Source organism: Gallionella capsiferriformans ES-2 (assembly GCF_000145255.1).
In the GTDB taxonomy this organism is placed as follows: Bacteria; Pseudomonadota; Gammaproteobacteria; order Burkholderiales; family Gallionellaceae; genus Gallionella; species Gallionella capsiferriformans.
In genome coordinates this window covers 710,565-733,930 of the sequence record NC_014394.1, presented here as the reverse complement: position 1 = coordinate 733,930, position 23,366 = coordinate 710,565, and the positions used below count along the sequence as shown (strand labels likewise).

10 protein-coding genes and 1 tRNA gene are annotated in these 23,366 nt (G+C 52.2%); all 11 read right to left on the bottom strand.

Going from position 1 to position 23,366, the window contains the following annotated elements; genetic code table 11:
- Positions 1-45 precede the first annotated feature (45 nt).
- A complete protein-coding gene (locus GALF_RS03455; protein WP_013292663.1) occupies positions 46-5,436 on the bottom strand; it encodes an FtsK/SpoIIIE domain-containing protein in 5,391 nt (1,796 codons plus the stop codon).
- Positions 5,436-6,965, bottom strand: coding sequence for a hypothetical protein (locus GALF_RS03450; protein ID WP_013292662.1), 1,530 nt, complete (start codon positions 6,963-6,965; stop codon positions 5,436-5,438). Before GALF_RS03450 ends, GALF_RS03455 begins: the two co-directional genes overlap by 1 nt.
- Entirely contained in the window at positions 6,965-8,857 is a 1,893-nt protein-coding gene (locus GALF_RS03445; protein ID WP_013292661.1) for a hypothetical protein, read from the bottom strand. Before GALF_RS03445 ends, GALF_RS03450 begins: the two co-directional genes overlap by 1 nt.
- Before the next feature lie 442 nt (positions 8,858-9,299).
- Positions 9,300-10,739 (bottom strand): hypothetical protein, encoded by a 1,440-nt coding sequence (locus GALF_RS03440; RefSeq protein ID WP_396230359.1) that lies wholly within the window; start codon positions 10,737-10,739, stop codon positions 9,300-9,302.
- Between the two features lies 1 nt (position 10,740).
- Positions 10,741-15,705, bottom strand: a complete 4,965-nt coding sequence (locus GALF_RS03435; RefSeq protein WP_013292659.1) for an AAA domain-containing protein — start codon at positions 15,703-15,705, stop codon at positions 10,741-10,743.
- 1,826 nt (positions 15,706-17,531) lie between these two features.
- Positions 17,532-18,440, bottom strand: a complete 909-nt coding sequence (locus GALF_RS03425) for a site-specific integrase (protein ID WP_013292658.1) — start codon at positions 18,438-18,440, stop codon at positions 17,532-17,534.
- Between the two features lie 638 nt (positions 18,441-19,078).
- Positions 19,079-19,154: transfer RNA gene (locus tag GALF_RS03420), tRNA-Asn, on the bottom strand.
- Between the two features lie 336 nt (positions 19,155-19,490).
- Positions 19,491-20,333, bottom strand: a complete 843-nt coding sequence (locus GALF_RS03415) for an HDOD domain-containing protein (protein WP_013292656.1) — start codon at positions 20,331-20,333, stop codon at positions 19,491-19,493.
- Positions 20,334-20,408: 75 nt separating this feature from the next.
- Positions 20,409-21,311 (bottom strand): polysaccharide deacetylase family protein, encoded by a 903-nt coding sequence (locus GALF_RS03410; RefSeq protein WP_013292655.1) that lies wholly within the window; start codon positions 21,309-21,311, stop codon positions 20,409-20,411.
- On the bottom strand, positions 21,311-22,351 hold the full coding sequence (locus GALF_RS03405) for a bifunctional UDP-4-keto-pentose/UDP-xylose synthase (protein WP_013292654.1): 1,041 nt from the start codon (positions 22,349-22,351) through the stop codon (positions 21,311-21,313). The genes GALF_RS03410 and GALF_RS03405 overlap by 1 nt, the downstream gene beginning before the upstream one ends.
- A gap of 9 nt (positions 22,352-22,360) precedes the next feature.
- A complete protein-coding gene (locus GALF_RS03400) occupies positions 22,361-23,347 on the bottom strand; it encodes a formyltransferase (protein WP_013292653.1) in 987 nt (328 codons plus the stop codon).
- Between the last annotated feature and the right edge of the window lie 19 nt (positions 23,348-23,366).

The following is a 23,366-nucleotide window of genomic DNA, read 5'->3' as shown; positions in this document are numbered from 1 at the left end:
GCAGCCTCTCTAGATGATCCTAAGGTCGATGGAAGTTCTGGAGTGTTAGATGGTGCCATTTGCTGATCTTTGCGAGTTGTCGAGCGCAATCGCCTCTACTGCTGCGGCAATGTCATCATCTGATAAAAACGGGGCCTGAGCAAAAATCAGCCCCTGCTCGCCATTGAGCTTAGCGGCCAGATGCCCTTTGCCAAGTAGCAGCTCGGCACCAGGACGATCCAAGGAAATTTTCGAAGTCGCTTCACTGGCCACTTTCAGAATCAGACGATTTCCGAGATTTTCCCGAAGCTGCATCGGCATAACGTCTTTGTCAGGCCGCTGAGCAGCGAAGATCAAGTGAATGCCGGCCGCCCGAGCCTTGACACCCAAGCGCTGAACAGCAGCGCTGATCGCTCCCTTGTATTCGTCATCGAGCATCCAATCTGCGAACTCGTCGTGGACGAGGAATACCATTGGCAGCCTGTCTTCAAAAGCCATCTTGGCGTTGTAGGTAGCAAGATCCCGTGCTCGGGCCGGGGCAAACAGCCGATACCGCCCTTCCATCTCCTCAACCAAAGCCGTCAGAACCTCCGTCGAGCGTTCCCGTGTCGTGATGATCGGCTCGCGCATGTGAGGTAGATCCTCCAAAGCCGCGTAGTCGACACCCATCTTGGGATCAATCAAGATGATCTGTGCCAAATCTTTGGAGTTGGTCGCAGCAACATCCAGGAGCAATGCTTGGAGCAGCACCGATTTACCGCTGCCGGTCGCTCCGGCGACCAAGGAATGCGGCTCGTGCGACTGCAGCCCGCCGAACTCCTTGCCAAGATTCAGATACAGGAGCGCCCCGTTGATTTCTTGCAGACCCAGAATGAACGAGGTGTTGATACCGGCGGTATTGCGATTAAGTTCGCGCCTAGCCCATAGATCCCACATCGAAACGGACTGGCGCTTTTCACCAGCAATGGTCACCACGATCTCTCCCGGCTTGGGCTGGACCGTAACGAGGTTGATGGCGTGCGTCGTCAGAAGCTGCGTGCGCTTCGCCTCAATGTCCTCCACTCGAAGCTTGTCGGATCCGGCCAAGCGAACTAGGCAGCCATTTGGCGTCAGACGAGTGCCAAGCACCGCAGCTTGCAGGCCATACCCATTGAGAGCTGTTTTTAGCTTGCGCGTCGTTTCCTCGGCCCAAGCCTCCCGTTCGTCCACCACGGATGAATGGGAGGCCATTTTCGTTTGAACTAGGGCACCAAGATTCGTACCGGCGTTCGAAAGCACTTGCTGATTAGATGGCGAAGCCACTTCCACTGGTGCTTCCACAGATGAGGACTCAATCACGTCGGGTTCACTAGAGTGAGTCTTCTCGGCTTGTTTCTCATCTGCCGTCTCGGCGATCGGCCCCAGGTGCTCCATCATGGCCGTCCACGCAACTCGGGGCGCCGGAGGCTTCACCTCTGCGGAGCTCCACGGGTGATCTGTGCCAAGACGCGAACGCAATAATGCTGGATCGGATCCATTTGCGTAGCCACCGATCAATTCGCGCAGTTCCCCGCGCTCGAAGACCTCTTGAAGGGCTTGCAGGCCACTAGAATCGGTGATGGCAATTTGCTCCGAAGCAGGCTGAGTGACGCCCGGCTCCGCCGAATGAACGAACACATGGGAATACCCACGCAAGGAAATCCCCGACTCCCCATCGCGGACCTTGGCCCGAACTCGTTCCAGCAGCGGCGTGCAGCCCGAGGGAATGTCCGCATCCAAGAGCATGTCGGCCAGACGCGCGAGCCATACATCGCGATCCAAACGACCCGGATCTCCGAAGAGGGCGGCGTGGAAGGTCGACAAGGTCGCCAAAAGCTGGGTCTTCGATGAGCGCTTGGCCTCGGCCGCGCCGAGATGCGAGACGTATTTAGATTCGACGATCGCAATATGCAGGCGCGGACCATCTTCTCCCTCCTCCACGCATAGGCCGAGGATGTCAGCGATGCGGCTTTCCTTCTGGGACAGCCAGTCGGCGTAATCGTCGAGAAGGAAGAAGACACTGAACGCCTGTCGGCTTCCCGTCAGCGCTTTGAATTCCTGTTCGAGCAAGTGGCGGCTGAGAACCAAGCCGATCATCTCACCTGCAGACACTCCCCGCTTGGCGGCCCGAAGAACGATGTCACCAGAGATGGACAAGGCGTCTTTCTTCATCCGTCCAGCCAAGTCTGCCATTTGATCAACATCAAGCGGCAGGGCCAGCCCGTCGAGGCGGCGTTTAATCAAAACTCCGAGCAGGCGCAGCTCCGAAGTGGAGCTGACGATCATGTTGCGGCCATTGGTGCTCGCCCGGCGGTAGCGGACGACGGTCACCTTGTTGGCTTGAAGCTGTCGTTTGTCGAGCAGTTCGTCGTAGGTGGCGACCCACTCGGCCAAAGCGTGCGCGTCATCGAGAGCGCCTCCTATCGCCTCGTCCTGCAACGAAATCCGTCGCGCGGGAAGGAAACGTGCATTGGCGGGTGGATCGGTCCGGCGGGCGACCGCGCCAACGGCTCCGACATATTCCCAGCCGGATACGGTCTGTCTCGGGCAAGTCAGGAACGTGGTGGATTTGAGCTCGTTCTCCCCGGAGACGCTCCGGTAGGACCAGCGCGAAGGCGCGTGTTCCAAAGTCGGTCGCTCGTTCGTCCAATCAACTTGAACCCACTCGACGGCTGCCGTGCGGGAAACCACGTCATGCAGGAAAGCAATGTCAAACGGACGGAACTCGTTTGCAGACCTGGCCGGAGTGGCCGACGGTGGAATAACCGAAATGCGCAGCTTGGACATGAAGTTGTCCGAGGTCTCGCTCACGACCGGAAGGTCGGGATCGTCACCCGATTTGTTGACTAGTTCCGCATAGACCCGACGCAACTTGGCTTGATCTCTGTGGCGCACGGAGACATTGCACTGAAAATCGGCTTCCGTGTTCAGATTGGCGAGCTCGCGAACGGCCGCAAGCGGGAGTTCTGCAGCATCGGCGTTGTAGAGTAGGACGCTTAGGTTCGCGCCCTCGTGGGGCTGCAAGCCAACATACCGTTCAAGCAATTCCCGTATTTGCTTCGCTGCAGCGGATGGATCGACGTCAGAAAATTGGTCCTCGGTTCCACGCTCAGGTGATTCAAGCAAGCTGTAACCGTTGACCGTGCTGGTCTCCGAAACAAGATGCGGGGTCACGCCACGCATGAAGATCCCAATTTCCGGATAGAACGGATGAGCGAGTTCTTCGGAGAATTCGCGGAAGAAAATGCCTCGATCACCAAACAAGACATCCTTTCCGCCGAGCATGTGCGTCACCAAACCGGCAACGCGACGAGTTTTTACGGCAAGAGCCTTCATGCGCTCCGGATGCCAAGGCGGAATGATTAGGCAAGCCTGAGCGCCAGAAAGCCTTACGGTTCCAATCGAGATCACCTCGGAGACGAGCTTGGCGCGACAGACATCGCCGCGCGCGTGCACCGATAAGGTTCTTAGCAGAGTCCCAAAAGATTCAGCCTGTTTCAGGACGGCCTCGCCATGCAGCCCATAGGAGAGAAAGTCATCCATGGCCTTGATGTAGTCTTCTTCGAAGCTGTTCCAAGCAGCGCGGATTTCATTTCGTTGTTCAGAGGAAAGGCGCCTGTCTGTCGCCAATTCGTCGATGCGGCGTTTAATTTCGGCGCGCAAGCTGCGCAGCTTATTCGGGGGAGGCACGAGCGAACCGGCGTCGCGCGAGTAGCTCGCCTCCAAGGATGATGTATCCAGAAGGGAAACGCTTTGCACACCGCCCTTCTTGCTGACGAGGCGTCGAGGCACCTCCGTGCAGCCTACAGCCCCTTTTTCCTTGAGACGGGCCATGTCGGCGGCCAAAGACAGGCCAATCGACTCCGGGCGATACGACCAAAGCAGTTGGGTCTTATCCAGAATATCCGTCGCAGCCCCCTTACGCTCGATCAAAGCCACCTCGAACTTGATTTGGAGGGCCAGTTTGGCCAGTGAAGTGGAGGTCTTCAGCTTGTCGCCTCGAATCTCCTTCTCTTTTGCGATGAATGCCGGGTGCTCGAACAACGGATCGGGCAAGCTGCCCGACCCCATGCGTTCGATGATCCACTCGACCTTGTTTCCCATGAGCTCTTTGAGGCCGCGGTGCATCACCGAGAAATAGGCGCCGACATCTCGATTGAAACGTTCGCGCCACTCGGTGCGCCCCTTAGAAATTGTCAGCCGAAGGGCGCGCTCGCCTTTCGGCTCATCCGCCCCGGCGACTAGGCGCTGCGCCGCAGTCACGAAGCCTTCGAGGAAATCGTGACAATCAATCGGCTTACCAAAAATCGCCTTTTCCCACCTCGAAAGAAGCTTAGGAGCTTGCTCGATATAGCGACGATACAGCTCAAAGAACTCCTCGTCCTCCTCGTTTGTTTCGGCTCGGCGCTCGCGCGCCTTGAATTCTTCAAGATGTTTGCGCCAACATTCCTCGAGAACATCGGCCTCTTCGCAATCATGGTCGAAAAAGTGAATCGTCGAATCCGCGAGTCCCCGTTGCTTTTCCCTAGGCTTGTCGAAAATGAAATGAACACCATCGACTTCCCACTCAAGCAAGGCAATGGCTTGGGCGGTCGGCTCGTCGCCGGCCGGAGCGTTGATGAACGCCTCCAAAGCAACGCGTGCATGGTCTTGAATGGCCGCCGCGTTCTCTTCCAGGAGCAACAACATCTCGGCACCTTCAAGGGGCTGGCCATTGGGTTTGAGTCTGGACAGGAGCGGGTAGCGATTGACGAACAGCTTATCGAAAGCCTTGCGCCATGGACCGGCGGCGGTTCCAAAGGTTCGCGCGCTCGAGAAGAAGGAGGTGTCCCGAGGAAGCCCCACCGCAGGCAAAGCCCAGCCAATCGCATCGCGGATCGATTGGCCTTGCGAGGTATTCGCCTCGCTCACCAAAGCGCAGAAGCTGCCGATCTGGTGCAAACTGAGATCAAACGAGGACATCATTCCCTTCAAGCCCGCCAAGAAGATTTTCCTGTCGTCAGGAGCAGGAGCGATGCCGGTTACATGGCAGGTCGCCTCAACCCAACAGTCCTCATTGGCTCGAAATTCCTTGGCTCCCAGAGCCGTAACGTGCCCTAGCGTATCAGCGAGGTTGTGCTCATTGCCGTTGGCGGTCAGCAAAGCTTCCTTTGCAGTTCCGGAATTACGCACGGCCCCCGCGTTCTGAGCGGTAAGGACGCTTTCAGGAAGCCCCTCGCCCTCAACCAAGGCTGAAGGGATGCGCAAGTCGACCCGAGCCGAGAGCTCCGGATTTGCGAGAATCGCTTTCACCACCGAGGCAATCTGCCCCGAGGAAAGCTTGTCCAAGCGAAAGAGAGCGGACGAGTCTGGAAGCTGCCCGTCGCTTTGGCGGCTATCCGCGATGCGACGTTGGAGGATGTCGGCGCCAACGCGCCCGACTATGCGATTGGGGACCATCAATTGTTTCCTTCGCTGGTGAACGGATTCTCGACGAAAGAGCAGGAGTCCGAGAGTCTTCTAACCAATCCAAGCCCAAGCAGGCGTGTTTCGAGGCTCGAGCGGTTTTCGCTGAGCGCCTCTTGGTCGACCAAATTCTGTTTGACCAGATGAGCGCCTTCAGCGTCCCCGATGACGATGCCGTAACGCCGACGCAGCTCGTGCAGGAATTCGTCGAACTGCATGCGCTCATCGACCACCGTAACCACGAGAGTTTTCAGGAGGCGATCATTCGGGGCGTAGCGGTTGCCGCGCGCTAAGCGGCGCGAGCTCAGACCGATGGACTTGGACCAAGTCGAGTGAATCTTCCCGAAATGCTGGTCATGCCGGTTCTTGGCCTTTTCCATGAGTTTTCGCACCAGTTCGTCGCCTCGCAGACGCTCATAGTCGTCATCGTCATCGCGACCGGCCGGAGGCCACTGAAAGCGTTCGCGCATCAGTTTCAAACACTCCCCCTCGGGATCGGATGAGTCGAGCGCAACCGCCCATTCGGGGTCGAGCTTGATCGATTCGATAAAGGAGACCACAGCGCGCTCGGAAACGGCTTGATGCGCTTGGTAGGACTTGCCGGAAAGCGAACGAACCTTGGTTCGTTCCCGAGAGATGATCTCGCAAACCATCTCAACCGGCTCGTCGTCGCCACTATGAGCCTTGGCGCACTCGAGGAAATACAGGAGCAGGTTGAGGCCGGCGCTGGCAATCAGATGCTCCAAGGCGTCATAGATCGGAATGTCGCGAGATAAAATCGCGAGCCAGTCATCACACATCCGGTCGAAGCGCGGATGAGTCGCATAAGGCAGATAACGCTGGCCGATGGTCTTCGTCGACTCGGCGTGCTGGGGCTCGCCTTGCAGGACCTTGACAAGTCGGTTCATCGGTGCCCCAGCGTCGAACAGCCTCTCAACCAACTTTTTGCCCAGCTCCCTACCATTCGAGGCTCGGCTGAGCATCAAATACAGCATTTCGCCCGTTCGCGCGAAGAAGCGGCGGTCATTGGAAGCTCCGCCCGAATCAATGCGCAGATCCTCATAGAGCGCGTCCGGGCCAAACGGAAAGACGAATTTTGAGCTCCAGCGCTTGTTGCTGCGGACCTCAAAGGAAGACGAGCGCAGCAGTTCCAAGGCCTTGGCGAAATCGTCGAACGTCAGAAACGACTTGCGCAGATACTCCATATCCAAGTCGTCGCGGCCCGTCGCATCCTGTTTAAACAACTCCATCCAGTCGCGCCATTTGTCTTCGTCCGGATCACCCCGCTCCCTGACCGTTTCGACATACGGGTTATTGAACAGAAGTCCTCGAAGCCTGATTTGCTGTTGCGGCGCGTAGCGCACATCGGCGGCAGGATCATTCGCCAGCGGGTTGGTCCGATTCGCTCCCAGAACACTGAGAAATTCGAGAACCGTCAGGTGCGGAAGCTGTTCGTCGTAGAGGCGGTGCCCCCAAATATGTTCGTCGACGGTGAAGTCGACCTTGTCGATATTAAGAGGCATCAGGCGATCCTTATCGTCGACGGCCGAGTGAAACCGTGGCCATCCTTTTCGATTTCGATGAAATTCAAGGTCAATGCGCCCTCCTCCGCAGATCCCTCCTCATCGTCATCCGAAGTCAGAAGCGAGCGCAATCGCTCGGCTTTGCGCAACAGTTTAGCCTTGAAGGCGAGAAGATCCTCCAAGCACTCATTGGAGAAGCTTCCCGGCAAAGCGCCTTCTGCGACCCGGCAAAGAAACTCGAAACGCACAGGAGATAGAGTGAATTGCGCCCCGGAGCCAGGCACGTGCCCGAGGATGATATCGAGAGCAGGGCGATCCGTCTGCGGATCCAGCTTAATGGCCATACCGAGGCCTCCCTGACGTCGCGCCGTCGTCTGCGTGTCGCACAAAACACTGATCCGGGACTGGGTAAAACCGCCAGAACTGGCGACAAAGATCCGGTCGGAGTTTTCTAGCAACAGGCCCGTCATGACGCGATTCAAACCGCGAACCAAGCGGGCTCGGGTCGTTTCGCTGACGGCCTTGCGCCCAAAAACGGCCTCAGAAAGTTCCAAGTAGTCGCCGGCATAACGGAAAGCCGTCATGCCCCAGTAATGGTAATCCGGCTCATTTTCTGGCAACGTAAAAAAGAACCGACGCCGTTGGGCCGCCAGATGACTCAGGAAGTCTGACTGGCCTCCATCAATGCGCGCGGCCTCGTCGCCTTCAAGGTAATGTTGCTGAGCCGCCAGGTAGGCGGTAGTTGCCCCATAGACGGGGTCCGAGCCAACAAATCTTTGGAAGGCTTCGTATAACCTCGCGTCATCGGCTCCATAAACCAAGAGACCGTCCAAGCCGTTTGAGGTTTCCTCTCCGATACCGAAGGTGGAAAATGCCTTGAAGACTGAGCGGTCCATCGCCCTTCGGCGGGGAAGGTTCACGCCGAAGGCATTGTCGTAAAGGCTGCCCTTTTCAACCCCGCCAGCCGATTGGATACGGCCGACCTCGGAACAAGACATCAGGGCTTCTTTAGCATCCGGGTGTCCGAGAATGAGGTTGGAGACCAAGGCCAGTAGGTCTCGGACGGGCAGATGCCAACCATTCAGGCGTGAGGTTTCAACAAGGTCGCCAAGCCGATCTGCGAAGCGCACGCCTTTGACCGAACCCATCAGCCGATTGCGATTCTCGAAGATCGGGCAGACGCGCCCTTCGGCCTGCAGCGCGCAGTTTTTGCAGCTCGCCCACTCAGGATGGCCGGCGACCGCAGAGATCACCTCTTCAAGGGATTGGCGATGAGCCGTTCGACTCAGGTCGTAAAGCGCTAAGCGCTCCGGAAGCTTGCCGGAGATGAGAAAGGCCTCTTGGATGGGTTTACGCAGCGGATGCTTTCTGTTTTGACGAATGCCGAGGTCCCGCAAGCGTTCGAGGATTTGCCCGTGATTTGCGGCGATCACCGCGATCTTGGTGTTTTCCTCGCCGAGGGACGAACGCTCCAACAGATCCAGAACGGCGTCGCTCTGCTCATCGTTTAGCTCACTTAGGTCCTTCACAAAAACTGCGCTGCGGCCATCAGTCAAATCTAACGATTTGACCAACTCTGGAGAGGACCAAGCTTTGGCGGTGCCGCCAAGGGACATCCATAGACTACGGCAGTGGTAGGTCTTCCCGTCCCCGGCGGTGCCCGCGATCAAGATCGATCCCGGAGCTCCCAAGGACGCCCTTTGCTTCATCGCCTCCAAGTGGGGACTCGTCAAGGTGATTGGTTGGACTTTGGCTCTATTCAACGCGCCGGTCACGTACTCATCGAACAAGTTCAGGTTGTTCGGCGTCGGACCGTAAGAGCGCAAAAAACGAATCCAAGAAGCCGCAGGCGGACTAATGAACTCAGGGGCGGAATTAACTGGATTTTCCATAATTTATCCGATTCGTTAGATTCTAAGGAGCCTTACCACAACTAAAATCCTCATTCAATTTAGCAGCTCATCAAAATCCCAACGAAAAATATTGAAATAAACAGTCAAATACGCCATGAATTCATAGTTAAATAACATCGCAACTTGTACCCTCCCGTTGTTAAAAAATATCAAAATTAGCTGCGCATAACAAATACTAAACATAATTTAATGGTACACAGCAGCTGAACGGTTTCGATAATACACCGCCTAAAACCTGCCTTTAAAAATTTTTCTCGGTTCAAAATTTAGCTTGCCTGATTGCTGACGCTCACGACTTGAAAGCAAACTTTCAATCGACCGAAAATTGTGTGCTGAATGACTCTAGTGTATGGCATTCTGTTTGGCACCCGTTGGTGCAGCAATACAGGCCCACACATATGCAATTCAACTCTGATCGTAATCATTCATTACGCCCGATACGGGACAGTAATCCACAGTCGTTAGGACGTTCAAACCCTGAACTGCCCTCTACATATGCCGTAACAAGCCGTCCGACAGCCGAGACGACATCTTTGTCGGCACTAATGAATCCGATGGGGAAGGTAACAGGGTAAGAATCAGGCAATGAGACGTGATAAACGACAACCACAAACTCGCCTTCGAAGTGTAGCACCTCAATACTCCCTCCAAAGAAGCCCTCAATCAATCCGTGAACCTTGTCAGTATTAGGCTCGAACTCCCTTTGCCATTGGCGTGCAGTCCTATGGTCATTTGGACCGGAGACCGGCAAATAGATTATCGGCGAATAGAGCTTTTTATCCTTCGTACTTGCCCTTTCGAGAAGCTCACTGACTCTTACCTGAAGACTGCTGCTCTTTCCCCAATATGGCTCGCTGGGTGCAACCCAAAGAAAATGGGCTTGCCCCACGTCCGCCTTACTTTCTCGCCTAGTCTTGATGATTGGAGCCAAGTGTTTCTGGACCAATTCCCAATTTTCGGACGAGTAGATTGGTCCGATAAAGGTGGTTCTCTGCTTCTGACTATTGGATTCCAGCTTCGCCAAGTCTTCGAAGAATTGCAGGCTAACAGAACTGCCCTTCGAGTCGAAGAGTTTCAACGTCTCGCCATCACCGATCTCGAGCATGGTTTTAGCAATCTCACCAAAATTACTGGGTCTCGCCAAGCGGTCCAGCTCCAGAGAGATTTGCTCATGCACATAGTCAGAGCTTTTCAGGTTCTCGAAATCCTCTCGCTCGACGCTTCTTCCATCTTCGTCAACCTTAAACTGAACCGGCAGTCTGACGGGCATCTGCTTAATCTTGTTCACCGAATTCACGGTGTAGACATTCGGCGAGTCCTTTTCGTCCTGGGTCAGCGCCCTGGAAAGAAAACCCTTATGCAGTATTTCATGGAACTGACGCTGAAAATGCTTTTCCACATGCGTCTGGCTACAGGATGCGTTTTCGTCGTCGACCTTGATTGAAAGACCAGCTTTCCACTTTTCCGAAATATTGTCTTTCCCAAGGCATGTGAAAGTTGCGAGGTCGAAAGATAAGCAAGCTGTGCTATCTCGAAGTAGGGATAAACGCGGAACCTCGCCGAGTTCCGTGAAGTAACCACTGGATTTTTCCGTAAGGGTCAGACGACCATTTTCGGACAATGTCAGTTCACCGCGTTCGACGAGGTCAGAAATTGCCTCTTGAACTTCCTTGCGTGAAAAGCCAAAGAAGGTCGCAACCTGTGACATAGACATTGGCGCAAGATGGATCAGACGAAGCACGAATTCCCGAACGAAAGGAAGCCCTTTTTGGGTGATGTACGAGAAATTGATGTTGAAGCGTTGCGCTGGCAACAGAAAATCAATCTCGTGATAAATCGTAGTATTTTCCAATATCGTCACCTTAGCGGTTCGTCTTCGCGGACAGGAACTTATAGCCGGCGTCCTCGCACATATCGCTCATGTAGGAAACAACCTGTCCGAGAGGCTTGTCCTTGTTATGGGTCTTCCACATCTCCGCGTTACCAATGATTAGAAGCCGATCCATTGCTCGCGACATAGCGACGTTAATTCTATTGGGTGTGCGCAGGAAACCTGGACTCTTTTGTTTGTCGGAACGCGTCAGGCTCAAGATGATGATTCGATTTTCCTTGCCCTGGTAGCTATCGACAGTGTCGATTTTCACCAATTCCTTGAACCCATCGCTCCAAATCCCTTGGTTGAACTTCTGCCGAATCAACCGCTTTTGTTCGGCATACATGCAGATGACACCGATCAGCGCATCATCTTTGTCCTTGAGATTGCAAAGGTCGGTCAGGAATTGACCGTTCTCTGAAATCTGCTTGAGCAGGTCGATAACCTGTTCTGCCTCACAACGGTTGTATATGCTGACGCCACGGTCGCTCTGATGATTGGCTTGTTCGCCAAGTGGAGAGGTGTCGAGCCAAGTCACGGCAGAACGAAGCGAGTTCGGAGCACTTTCATAAATCTCGGGAATAGCCCGATCTCCATTGTTCAGCTTGCCATCGTAGAAGGTATGGGAAACCAGATTGCCAATGGGAGGTGCCATCCGATACTGAGTAAGCAACGTTGCACTAGTTTGCTTCCCATATTCAGAATTGAAAGCCCGCGCAAAGTCGCTTCGCAACACCTCATCAAGCTCGGTGTGTTTGTCATTGATGCCAAGTCGGCGTGCCAGCGCAGCTTTGTGAGCGTCGGAATACAGGGGGGGCAGTTGCAAATGGTCACCGACCAGGAGGACACGTTTCGCAGACTGCATTGCAATTGCCAGTTCGCTGGATATTGAACGAGCCGCCTCATCAATGATTACAAAATCATAGATGTTGTCGTGAATACCGATGTGTCCTTGCCCGATACCGACGCAGGTGCCGGTAACCAATTGTCTCGAGCGGGCATAGAACTCGTCGCAATTCACCCTTTCCGCCGACAGTGCATCCTGAATATCTCGGGATATCTGAGCCAATGCACGAACTCGTTTTGCTTCATTTGGACGGACACCATACTCGGAACAAATGTTGGAGAGCAGGATAGACTTCGCTTCCGAAACCTTGCTTTCCTGTGAAAGTAAAATTCCGTAGTCCGCTTGCAACTTGGTTCGGATAGACTCATTGAGTTCGACCACGATCGGCTTGAGGGCTTTGATGTCCTCCTCGTCGCCTACATTTTCGAAGTTCTTGAGCAAGGATTCAAGATGGTCAATCTGCTTGAACAGTTTCAGCTCCGCATCGACGACCTTGGAGATGAATTCAGTATCGAGACCTAGCGCATCCGATAGAGCTGCGACACGGTAGCGATATTCGGCGTTGAACAACTCGCGTTTTTCTGCGGTGATGGCATGGGAGTAGACGTCTTTCAGTCCATGCGAAACCGCCCCTTCACGATTGCTGAACCTGACTACTTCGAGTGAAGTTCCCAATCTCCCGCAGTGCTTCCTTATCCGCTCCGCAGCCGTGTTGACCGCTTCGTGAGATTGGCTGACCAGCAGGATTCTTCGCACATCCAACTTCTCAACGAGAAAGTGGACGAATGCAGCGATGAATTCCGTCTTTCCTGTTCCAGGCGGCCCCTGTAAAAGCGACAGCGGACCATAGTTCAGCAGCTTGGTGAATGCCTCACGCTGTTGCTCGTTGAGGCTAATTTTGTTTCCATGCAGATCTTCGCGGTCGTATCTGGCGAAGTCTTCGTCAGTGACAGAAATATTGTATGGCGTTGCATCCTTTTTGCAGGCAGGGTCAAATAAATCAAGCAGGTCAGGCAAGACCCCTTCCCTATCAAGCAGTCTTTCAAGTGCTGCCTTCCGTTTGCGATATGAAGCCCTGTCTTGTTTCGTCCTGAAGAAGACAGAGTCGCCATCTTTAAGACCATAGGCTGAACTACGGACTTTATTCAGTCGAACTTCGTTCAGAGCTGATTTTTTGAGAAAGACCTCCCCGATGATTTTTTCAGCACCATCCTGATCGATGAGCAGAGCTTCGACTTCATCCGTGCTTGCAAAAGCGCCAAGCGGATCGATGTCAGCCTCGTAAGGGAGTATCAGTTCAGAATCGGTATTCGATGGCTTAATTGAGGCTCCATTCAACTCGATATTCGGACTTGATTCGGTCTCGGTGGCGAGGATTGCACGCCAAAGTGCATGAGTCGAAATATCGACCGTTATATCAGAATGGTCCTCCCCTACGGAAGCTGCCGCCCTTTCAAACACATCCTTTAGTTGTTGACTCAACCCTGATTCATCAATTTCGGGCTGAACCATCTGAACCATCTGAAGCATTTCGATTGCACGATGAAACGCGTCATCATCGCGGAGATGTTCAGATAATCCAGAAAGTTGAGCTGGCCGCCCTAGCTTGATACGAATTGCTGTGCTGATTTCGAATTGGCTTTCTTCTGCCACCCTGAAATGAACATCAGATCTGATTCGAGGGGGTAACCCTCCGACAAAGCACCGCTGTTCCTTGTCGTAAAAGGTGACGAACGAACCACCAATGCCGGAAAACGTCACCGAGTAATTGCTCTTTCCTTGCTTCGGTGCCTCTACCTTGACGTACAGATGCCCGTTGTCGGGAAATATCGTCACTTGCTCATTAACATTGCTGAGTGATATTTCGAGAAATTGCTGATCCTGCACTTCGGATGAGGTCGTTAGTGACTTTTTAAACCGCCCCAAATCCCTGAAGCCAAACTCTAGATCGTTCAGTTCCGACTGAATCGCATCCGAGATTCTCGGGTAAGCTTTGGACTCCTCGCCCCACTCCAATCCGAGTAATTCGCAAGACATTTTGAGCACCGCAAATATATCCCGCTGTTCGGAAGAGCTTCCGTCGATGCTCTCTGGACTATACCGATGGTTCTTAGCTTCGGCAGTATTGTGGGAAAAGTCAGGAAGATCTATCAGATACACATTCCCGTTTTCCCTACCCAGCATCACATTGCAGGGGTGAAGGTCGCCGTGCGAAATCCCGAGCCCATGAAGATGTTCAACGGCATCAGCCAGCTTCTCAATAACGCCTAATTTGTCCGAGTCATCAATTACAGCATCAGCCCACGTCATACCATCAACCACGTCGGTCACCAGATACATGCTGCTGGACCTTGCCGCGAGCCCGTGTTCATGAATACGGGGCAGGTATGAGGGATTAACTGCCGCAAGCTTGTCCAAACGCTTCAAAAAAGTAAGGACGCGGAAATTGCTTACCGAGTCATCTCCTTTGCCACCGACATTCAGCCATGCTTTAACAAGCCTACCTTGTGAGACATAGACCTCTTTATCATCGTTCGAAACCAGAAACTCGTCCTGGTCAGGGAATTGCCGCGTGTGGTTAATCGGGTGACGATATGCTTCCAGTTCGGAGTCGTCGAAAGTCGGTATCGACTCGCCCTGCGGTTCTGCACGCTTCAAGCCATCGAAGAATTCCGATGCATCCTTAAACCTCCCTACCACTGCATCGAGAAGAACTCCTGCATACCATTCGCTGCTTGAAAGCATCTCGTTCTGAATGTTCTCCAAGCTCTTTGGGGACATTCTTTGAGCAGTCAGCAGATGCCACGACACAAGCCCAAGCGCATGAACGTCTTGCTGAAACGGGGTCGTTGACGAGCCATCCAGCATCTCCTTGACTTCTACTGCCCCTACTGAAAGGTTGCTCCGATAATCGCCGACCGTTCCAATTGGTTGGTGGTAAGCGGAGATAAAATTGGAGAGAGCAATTTCCTTCGAAGGCGACAGCCACAGACTATGGTCAGCAATGTCTCGATGGGCAATCTTAATCGCATGCAGGTCAGCGAACTTCGCGATAAGCAGCTTCGTGAGGTTCAGCCTGTCGGTCTGGTTAAACGACTGACCATATTTCCCCACGAACTCGTTGAACCTCAAATGCCCAGGAGGAAGTTCATAAACCTCGCTGTACTGCGATGTAACCTCATCCTTTTCAAAACTTGTCAGCGAGCGTAGGCAGTGGTTATACAGGTCGCGATTCTGGTGATTGATGAACTGCAATACCTCCCGCTCACGGGATACGATTTCAGCCCTGCCCTGCGGAGTAATAGCCTTGTTGCCTTGGATATTCTTGAAGTTCCAGACCCTAAGCAGAGCCTCCGCACCCTTTGAGATTTCCGAATTTGCCAGATATTCCTTGTATACCAATTTCGGATGCTTGAAAATTTCCTCGACTGCTGTGTACCCTCCAATTTTCAGTGCTTTCGGCGCCGTGTTTCCGCTCAGGAACAATTCATCAAATATCGGAAAGTCCTGATTTAGTACCTTTGCGCCGGGATGGGGGCGGAAGTGCTTTTCGAACGCCCCCTTGTCTGCAAATTTGAGAAAGTCCTTCATGGACATCGTATGGTGAAGTTCGACCTCGGGAAGCTGACTGAAATCAGAATTCCCTGTCATTACCACAAAGTATTCAACAAATGGGGTGTATCCCTTGTTTGAAAATCTCTGACTAAGCTTTTTTAGCTTGTTAGAGAGGGTGTATTGCTTGCTTCTCGTGACGCTAACAGGCGACCGCCCCATGTTCTTGTCGCCCTTGAACCAAATGTCACCATTTGCCGCGATGGGCGCATGGTTCCAGTCCTTTAACTCCACGATGATGACATTGCAGTGAGTCACGATCACCAAATCAAACTCACCCTCCTTGCCCTTCGAATCGACGAACCTAAATCCGGCATAACCTTTCCAAGGGAACATGCCGTTGCGCCCGAGCTTGTTTTGAAGCTGATCCTGTATAGAACCGCCTCTTACTTGGGACTTGCCATCAGGCTGGGCATCAGAAAAAGCAGCCCCGATTTTTTTGATTGCTTCAATCTCTTGTTCTTGAAGTCCGCCGTCCCAAATTTCGATGTCCAAAGCGCTTCCTTATATTCCATTACTCAAAGAATCCTTCCGCCAGAGGAACTTCACATGCCAAACGGTTGACTCGTCTGCCAACTTCCTCACCGGCAAACCTCCCCGCCACTGTCAGCAATTAGCAATAATACAGAGCTATTCTCCGAAGTGCACCAGAGGCGCCTTTACGGATAGCTGTCACTCAAACATGAACAGGCGAAATTCTATTTGCACATTCCCGATGTACGGATTGAAAAATACACTGTCTCAAACCGACCCTTGAATATTGTCCCCTATTCAAAATTTAGCCTGCCTGATTGCTGACCGTCGCAATGGATTATTTCCGATACACAGCACGGATTCGCTATCGAAATAATATGGCAAATAATTCTTGAAGGTTATCAGTTAAGCATCCATGTAGATATTGGAAAATTCTTAGATGCGTGCTGATTTGTTGATTTTTTTGAAACACCTCTGATCTTATGTCAGCTCATATACCACCTCAAAAGACTGCTTTTTGCGCCTGCAGATGACCAGCTTTGTTAAGAGTAGCCGTTCAGGACGGTTACGTCCCAACACAAAACTGTTGCGTCCCGCCCATATATCACCCCCGCTCTGTCGAACTTTTAAAAAGGCAGGTACAGCCTTTGGTAATATGGGCTTTAGTAGGAAACGCGCAACAATCAGCACGCAACAAAATTTTTTTCACAGGCCAAGTACTAAAAATACTGAGTCACACCGTTGCATTTGTTTATCTTGCTACAGTCCTTCCACGTCTATGCCGTATTCAACAAGCTAGGCTTTTCGTCGTTCAAAGTCCGACATGCGCGCTCGACACGCTGCCAGAATTCAGGGGGTGGGTGAGGTTGATGCAGGTTAGCTAATTCATCTACGGCCACATACTCGGCGATACACTGCGGAGGGAGTATGGTTTTCCAAAAAAATACATGCAGTCGCCTTTACCGCAAAATCCCCAACCATACCTCGGCGCGCTTACTGCGCTGCGAGCTGCATTCTACCGAGATAACCGTGATTCAATCGGGGTACCGCACAAAAAATTTCGATTAAAAACCATCCATACCCTTATTTACTTATCAAAATCCAGACGCAACTTCACCATCCGGCGCTATTGCATGCCCGATTGGTGAAGCAATATTACATAAAAATTTATTCCCCGTAAGAATTACTACCACTTGCATTGCAAGTGCGAGGTAGGTCACCCATCCCGTTTCGCCCCCATTTATCACCATTTAGTGGGTGATGAGCTGGGACTGATCTCGCTCTTCGTCACTTCGCAAACAACTCTCGGCTTAGCTACCGTCTGCTTCACCACCTGTGTGGCCTGGCGCAGCGCCAGTTTGTCAAAATGATGCTTTCCTCTTCAACCAAAAACAATTTTCAATATTTTCTCGGTACTACGCCTGTAACTCCTGGCTATTGCCAGGCAGAACGAAAAGCAACCAACTCTACGCATCATCATTATTACCAGCTGCCGGCGCGATGGCTTTGGCTGCTTTGAATAAATTGACCTGAGAATATAGCGCTCTCATCGGACCTACTAAAACTTTACTTATTGGAATGATTTGAATGAAAAACACCCTGCCTGACGGAGGGCTTATGATAAACACCAGCAACGTGATGTTTGATTGTGGACTTGCTACCGCAAGACGTGACGATACCTTGCGGTACCAAGTTGAAGGATAAAAAGCTACTTTTATCAGTGCGACATGTTTGGTTTTGACTTTGCAGCCGCGTAAAAAACCGAACGAACACAACACCTTTTACGGGTGTCAATCGTACTCTGCCTAAGCAGGATGTTCACAATATAAATGTAACCAATTGAATTGTCAACGTAAATACACTTCCGTGATATCAGGCCTGAAATGACCCATTTCCTGACTTACAATTGCTAACGCCAAATCGTAATTTATACCTGCTGATAGCAAAGTCATCATCCGGGATTGCGCATAAGTATGCCTTACCCCGTGCCCACCAGTCGTCCATCCTAACTCACGATCAGCGGCTTTAGTAAAAGAGTCACTCCACTGCTTTCCTCCGCCAATATCATAAAACTGCGAATAGTAAATATCACGATCCTTAAACTGTTGCGGCACTGGCAAACGCAATAATTCCAACCGCTTAGACAGATCATGAGAAATAGCAACTTCCCGCACCAGCCCCCCTTTGCCTTTAACCGTATATCTCTCCACATCATTCCGTCCCAAAAATCTATCATCCGTCCATTTTCGATCGGATAACTTTCTCATCAAATTAACAGGCATAAGTGTCAGAAGCTCATGGGCACGGAGGCCTGCATTGGCTGCGATTTGGGTAGATAGCGAATGCTTTTGAGACTGTGCTGAAACAATCAATTCAATTTGTTGAAATGTGTAGGCTCGACTATGCTGCGCTTGCTCTAACTCACTCTTAACAATCGGCAGCTTTACACCCAGTAGTATCTGCATCGCCTGACGGTCCTTGTCCAGCTGCTTCTGCCCAACGTCCTGCGACCTATGCTCTAGGTAGCTCTCAGCAATTTCACTTGTTAAACCAGACAGTCCTCGACCCGCATAATCCAACCGATTTTGAGTAATATACTCAGCTACCTTTTTTAGCGACTCCAGATAAGTCCGCTCTGTTCCAAGACTGTGAATCTTGCCATCCCCACCTGCCTTGGCATGGCTCGACTTACCAATAGCACGCTTTTTTTGAACGGCGTGTTTAGCTTGACTGGTAGAGGAGCGAAAAGTAGCCATTCTCGCCCCTCAAATAACCGCTGCCTTTTTTTTATCTAAAAAACGTTTGATAGTCGATCGTGCAACTTTTATGCGTTTATGCTTTTTTAACCAAAACCGAATTTCAGCCAAGGAGGCTCCATTATTCCTAAGCGTGATCAACTCAGCCAAATATTTGGTAAGGACAGAAGTACCCCATGTACTCCGTTTTCTACGTATAGAACATTCCGCCCGAACAACGGCGAGTACAACTAGTGGATTGAAATTTTGCATATAGCCTCCTGTGGTTAGAAACAGGAGTGACTATAAATCGGAGCAAGTTGGAATTGCCGGCAAATAAAGCGTTTTTTGGTGACTCCTTGGATATCACTCAAGAAGTTTTCGAAAAAACCCAAGGTCAGGCTAACCAAACACATTACCTACAATAGCAGATAAAAGATCGGGAGCTGAAGGTATGGAATAAGCCATACAACCAATTGAATTAAAATAAATAAATTATTTACAACAGAAATATTTTAGGCATGACGCCTAAGAAAACTCTAAAACAAACGAGAAAATGGCTGGCGACCTAGCCAAAGCCATAACGGCACGCTAACGGCACGGCTTAGAATTCCAGAAACAGATAAGGGGTTAGACTTTCGTCTAACCCCTTGATTATCTGGCTCCCCGACCTGGACTCGAACCAGGGACCTGCGGATTAACAGTCCGTCGCTCTACCGACTGAGCTATCAGGGAATGAAGAGGTGCGCATTATATAGAGATTGTCGATTCGGTCAACATAAAATTTAAATTATTTAAAAAATATTTTTCCACACAGTCATACATCGCTGAAAAAACCAAACCATACGCGTAAAAAACCTACCGCATTCAATTGAATAGATTGTATATTTTATCCGGCATCCCACCGGAACATCATCGACACTACGACATTAGTGCACACATTGATTATTGAAAGCCACCTGCAATGAAAAATTGCAAATCAAAGCGGGCCGACTGCGCTTGACCACTGACGCGACTGTGAGCAGACGCAACACCCTAGCAGGAGACGCCCTACTCAGAACAGCAAGTTTTTCAATGCTGGCGGCTCAAATCGCACAAAATACCGGCATCGCTGCCTATCCTCAGAAACACCTGCTCAGGCGTCATGCGCAACAAGCCGGCAATATCCTTATAGTCATCAGGCAGGGCCGCATCGTCCCAACCGTTGGACGAATGCCGCGCCAGATTGACCGCCAGCATCACGTTGCGCACCCGGGGCTGCTGCGAACTCGAATCATTGACCAGATGCAACAGCAACTGAGGCAACCCCCACTGGGCGATCAGCTCCTTTTGCAATTCAGCCAACGTAAAACCGAGCACTTGCTGCTGAACATCCTTACTGCGCAGCGCTTTGTCGTGCAACTGCAAATCGCGAATTTCCAGCATTAAATCGGGCGCAAAACACCACATCAGAATCTCGGCAATATCGTGCAGCAGGGCTGCGATACGCACTTCCTCATAATGCAGGTCGTGCAACTGTACCGCCCAGTCAAAAGCATAACTGGAAGCGCGATGTGAACGATGCACCACGCGTAGCAGCGGCGGCAAGGCAATCGTATGCGTCTTGAGCATATCTTCGATCAAAGGCTGCGCCGTAACTTTGTTGAAGAACGTTTCCATGCCGAGCATCAGCAACGCCTGCTCAACCTGAACCAACTCCATCGTTTGCGCCTTGTGTTTATGACTTTGCAGATAACGCAGCAACTTAACCGTCATGATGGGATCGGGCGCGATAACCGCTGCAATTGCATGCGCAGAGAGTTTATTCTCATCCTCACGCAGCAGCGCCAACTCTCTGGCAGTGTGCTTTAGAACAGGCAGTTCACTCTGACTGAGCAGAATCACCCAATTATTCAAAGCCTTGTTATCTCCCATCACATCACCTCTCAACCCGATTTATGGAAACTCTACGCTAATATTCAACTCAACGCCCAAACACCCTTGCAGCGCTTAGTCACCCTGTACCGCCAGCCGGCCTACACGCCCCTCGACTTCCTGCATCGACAGTTCATGACGCGGCAACGCCTCAGCTTCCAGCCCCTGCAAATACTGCTGCATAGAAACCAGTTCATAGCCCTGCGCCTGCCAGCCCTGCAACAATTGCTCGAATACCGGCATCCATTTTCCGCCTTCGAGTTCGGCATGCAAGGTATACACATGCCCCGTTGCTGGCGCATCTGCCGTCAGCGTTAAAAAATGTTCAGCGATATTATCAAGCGTAATGCCGTCCCGGTTGATCAACTCATCGAGCGTCGGCAAGGTCGTCGGCAACTGAGGACAGGCGATAATCTCAGCCTGCCAGGTCGGGATAAAGGGGTGCGTACCGCGCGAATCGGAACTATAGTCAAAACCCGAGCGCTGCATCAAACGCATTGCGTGACGATTCATCTGCCAGCCGGCTGCCGCATGTGCATGAGGCGGCTCTGCAAAAATTTCGGTGTAACGGTCGATCGCACGCTGCAACTCGCGCTGCGTCCATGCAGCATCCTTGTCCAGCACATGATCCTGCCAGCGCACATGATCGAAGCAATGAATGCCGACTTCAAATCCTGCATCCCTGACGCTGCGCATAATTCCGGCGCATTTTTTACCGATATCGGGTGCCGGTAGCAAGGTACCGTACAACAGGGTCTTGATGCCGTAGTGTTCGACCACCGACATGCGCGATACTTTTTTCAGATAGCCCGGACGGAACACGCGCCAAATGGCCCGCCCCATATTATCCGGGCCCAGCGTAAAGAAGAACGTCGCCTGCGCATGGTAGCGCTGCAATACCTCAACCAGACGCGGAACACCTTCGCGCGTTCCGCGATAGGTGTCCACATCAATTTTAAGCGCGATCTGTTTCGCCATTAGTCCATCAGCTTGCGCGCTTCGCCGACCTGACCGCGATACGCATCGAAAATATTGCGCAGCGTGTCCGCCATATTGATGACCGGCGCCCAGCCCAGCTCTTCGCAGGTATTGGTGATCTTTGGCACGCGGTTCTGCACGTCCTGATAACCCTTGCCATAGTATGCGGCGGCTGTCGTTTCGAGGATCTTTACCTTTTGTGCCGATTCGCGATATTCCGGATATTCGTTGGCGAGTTTCAACATCATGTCAGCCAGATCTTTGATCGAGAAATTATTGACCGGATTGCCGATGTTGTAGATTTTCCCTGTCGCGACGCCATCTTTGTTCTCGATGATCTTCATCAGCGCATTGATACCGTCATCCACATAGGTGAACGCACGCTTTTGCTGACCGCCATCGACCAGACTGATGTTTTCGCCGCGCACGATATGGCCCAAAAATTGCGTGACCACGCGCGAGCTGCCTTCCTTCGGTGTATGAATGGAATCGAGCCCTGCACCGATCCAGTTGAACGGACGGAACAGGGTGAAATTCAACCCTTCCATACCGTAACCCCAGATCACGCGATCCATCAATTGTTTGGAACAGGAATAGATCCAGCGCGGCTTGTTGATCGGACCGCAGATCAGTTCGGATTCTGCCGGGTCGAATTCTTCGTCATGACACATGCCGTACACTTCGGAAGTAGACGGAAATACCAGATGCTTGCCGTATTTCACTGCGGCACGCACGATAGGCAAATTGGCTTCAAAGTCCAGTTCGAACACGCGCAGCGGCTGCTTGACGTAAGTGGACGGCGTGGCGATGGCAACCAGCGGCAGAATCACATCGCACTTCTTGACGTGATATTCAACCCATTCCTTGTTGATGGTAATGTCGCCTTCGAAGAAATGAAAACGCTCGTGGCCGATCAGGTCCGCGATACGCTCAGAGCTCATGTCCATGCCGTAAACTTCCCAGTCAGTGGTCGCGAGTATTTTATTGGACAGATGGTGACCGATAAAACCGTTCACGCCGAGGATCAGTACTTTTTTCATTTCATTTCCTTAACAATTAAATTCAAATCTTTGCACACCGTAACGTCCGGCGAATTCTTCAGCGCTTAATTCTGCGCCATCCAGTTCAAAACGCAGCACGCGCAACACGCCCTCACCGCAGATCGCGTAGGCGCGGCCTTCTTTGACGTAGAACGCAGGCTTATCCTTCGAGGCCCTGCACTTCGTCACCAGCGTCTGCAAAATGCGCATCGGACGCCCCATCAGCTGCGTCGCGGCGCCCGGGTAAGGCGGCGCTACCGCACGAATCAGATTATGGATCTGTACAGCGCTTTGCTGCCAGTCAATCACACCATCCGCCGCATTCCGTCCGCCAAAATAGGCGCCCAGACTCAAATCCTGTTTCACCGCGCGCGCACGGCCTGCGAGCAATGCCGGCAACACGTTGTTTAGCGCAATTTCCGCCGCAACGGTCACCTTCTGAAACACCTGCAACGCCGTGTCATCGGGCAGAATCGGCACGGCCTGCTGCGCAACGATATCACCGTTGTCCGGTTTCTCGGTCATGTAGTGCAAGGTCGAACCCGTTTCGGTTTCGCCTTTGATTATCGCCCAATTTACCGGCACGCGCCCGCGGTATTTCGGCAACAGCGACCCGTGCATATTCAACGCGCCCCGATGCGGGATCGCCAGCAACGGCGCTTTGAGCATTTCCCGATAGTAAAAGGAAAAGAAGAAATCAGGCTGCAACGCGCGAATCTGTTCGACGACAACCGATTCATTCGGATTCGCAGGCGTAATCACAGGGATACCGTGCAAGGCCGCCAGTTCCGCGACACTGTCAAACCAGATATTCTCATTGGGATTATCTGTATGAGTCACCACCAGTTTTACGTCCACACCGTGAGCTAACAGCACGGACAGGCAGCGCACGCCGACGTTGTGATAGGCGAAGACCACTGCCGTTGAGGATTGAGGATTGAGGATGGAGGATGGAGGAAAACCTGCCGCCCCCTCTTTAACGTGATGAGTACTCATTAATTTTCACCCCCTGTTT

Coding starts and splice junctions, on each gene's coding strand:
- GALF_RS03455 (WP_013292663.1), bottom strand. CDS start 5,436: ATGGTCCCCAATCGCATAGTCGGGCGCGTTGGCGCCGACATCCTCCAA.
- GALF_RS03450 (WP_013292662.1), bottom strand. CDS start 6,965: ATGCCTCTTAATATCGACAAGGTCGACTTCACCGTCGACGAACATATT.
- GALF_RS03445 (WP_013292661.1), bottom strand. CDS start 8,857: ATGGAAAATCCAGTTAATTCCGCCCCTGAGTTCATTAGTCCGCCTGCG.
- GALF_RS03425 (WP_013292658.1), bottom strand. CDS start 18,440: ATGGCTACTTTTCGCTCCTCTACCAGTCAAGCTAAACACGCCGTTCAA.
- GALF_RS03415 (WP_013292656.1), bottom strand. CDS start 20,333: ATGGGAGATAACAAGGCTTTGAATAATTGGGTGATTCTGCTCAGTCAG.
- GALF_RS03410 (WP_013292655.1), bottom strand. CDS start 21,311: ATGGCGAAACAGATCGCGCTTAAAATTGATGTGGACACCTATCGCGGA.
- GALF_RS03405 (WP_013292654.1), bottom strand. CDS start 22,351: ATGAAAAAAGTACTGATCCTCGGCGTGAACGGTTTTATCGGTCACCAT.
- GALF_RS03400 (WP_013292653.1), bottom strand. CDS start 23,347: ATGAGTACTCATCACGTTAAAGAGGGGGCGGCAGGTTTTCCTCCATCC.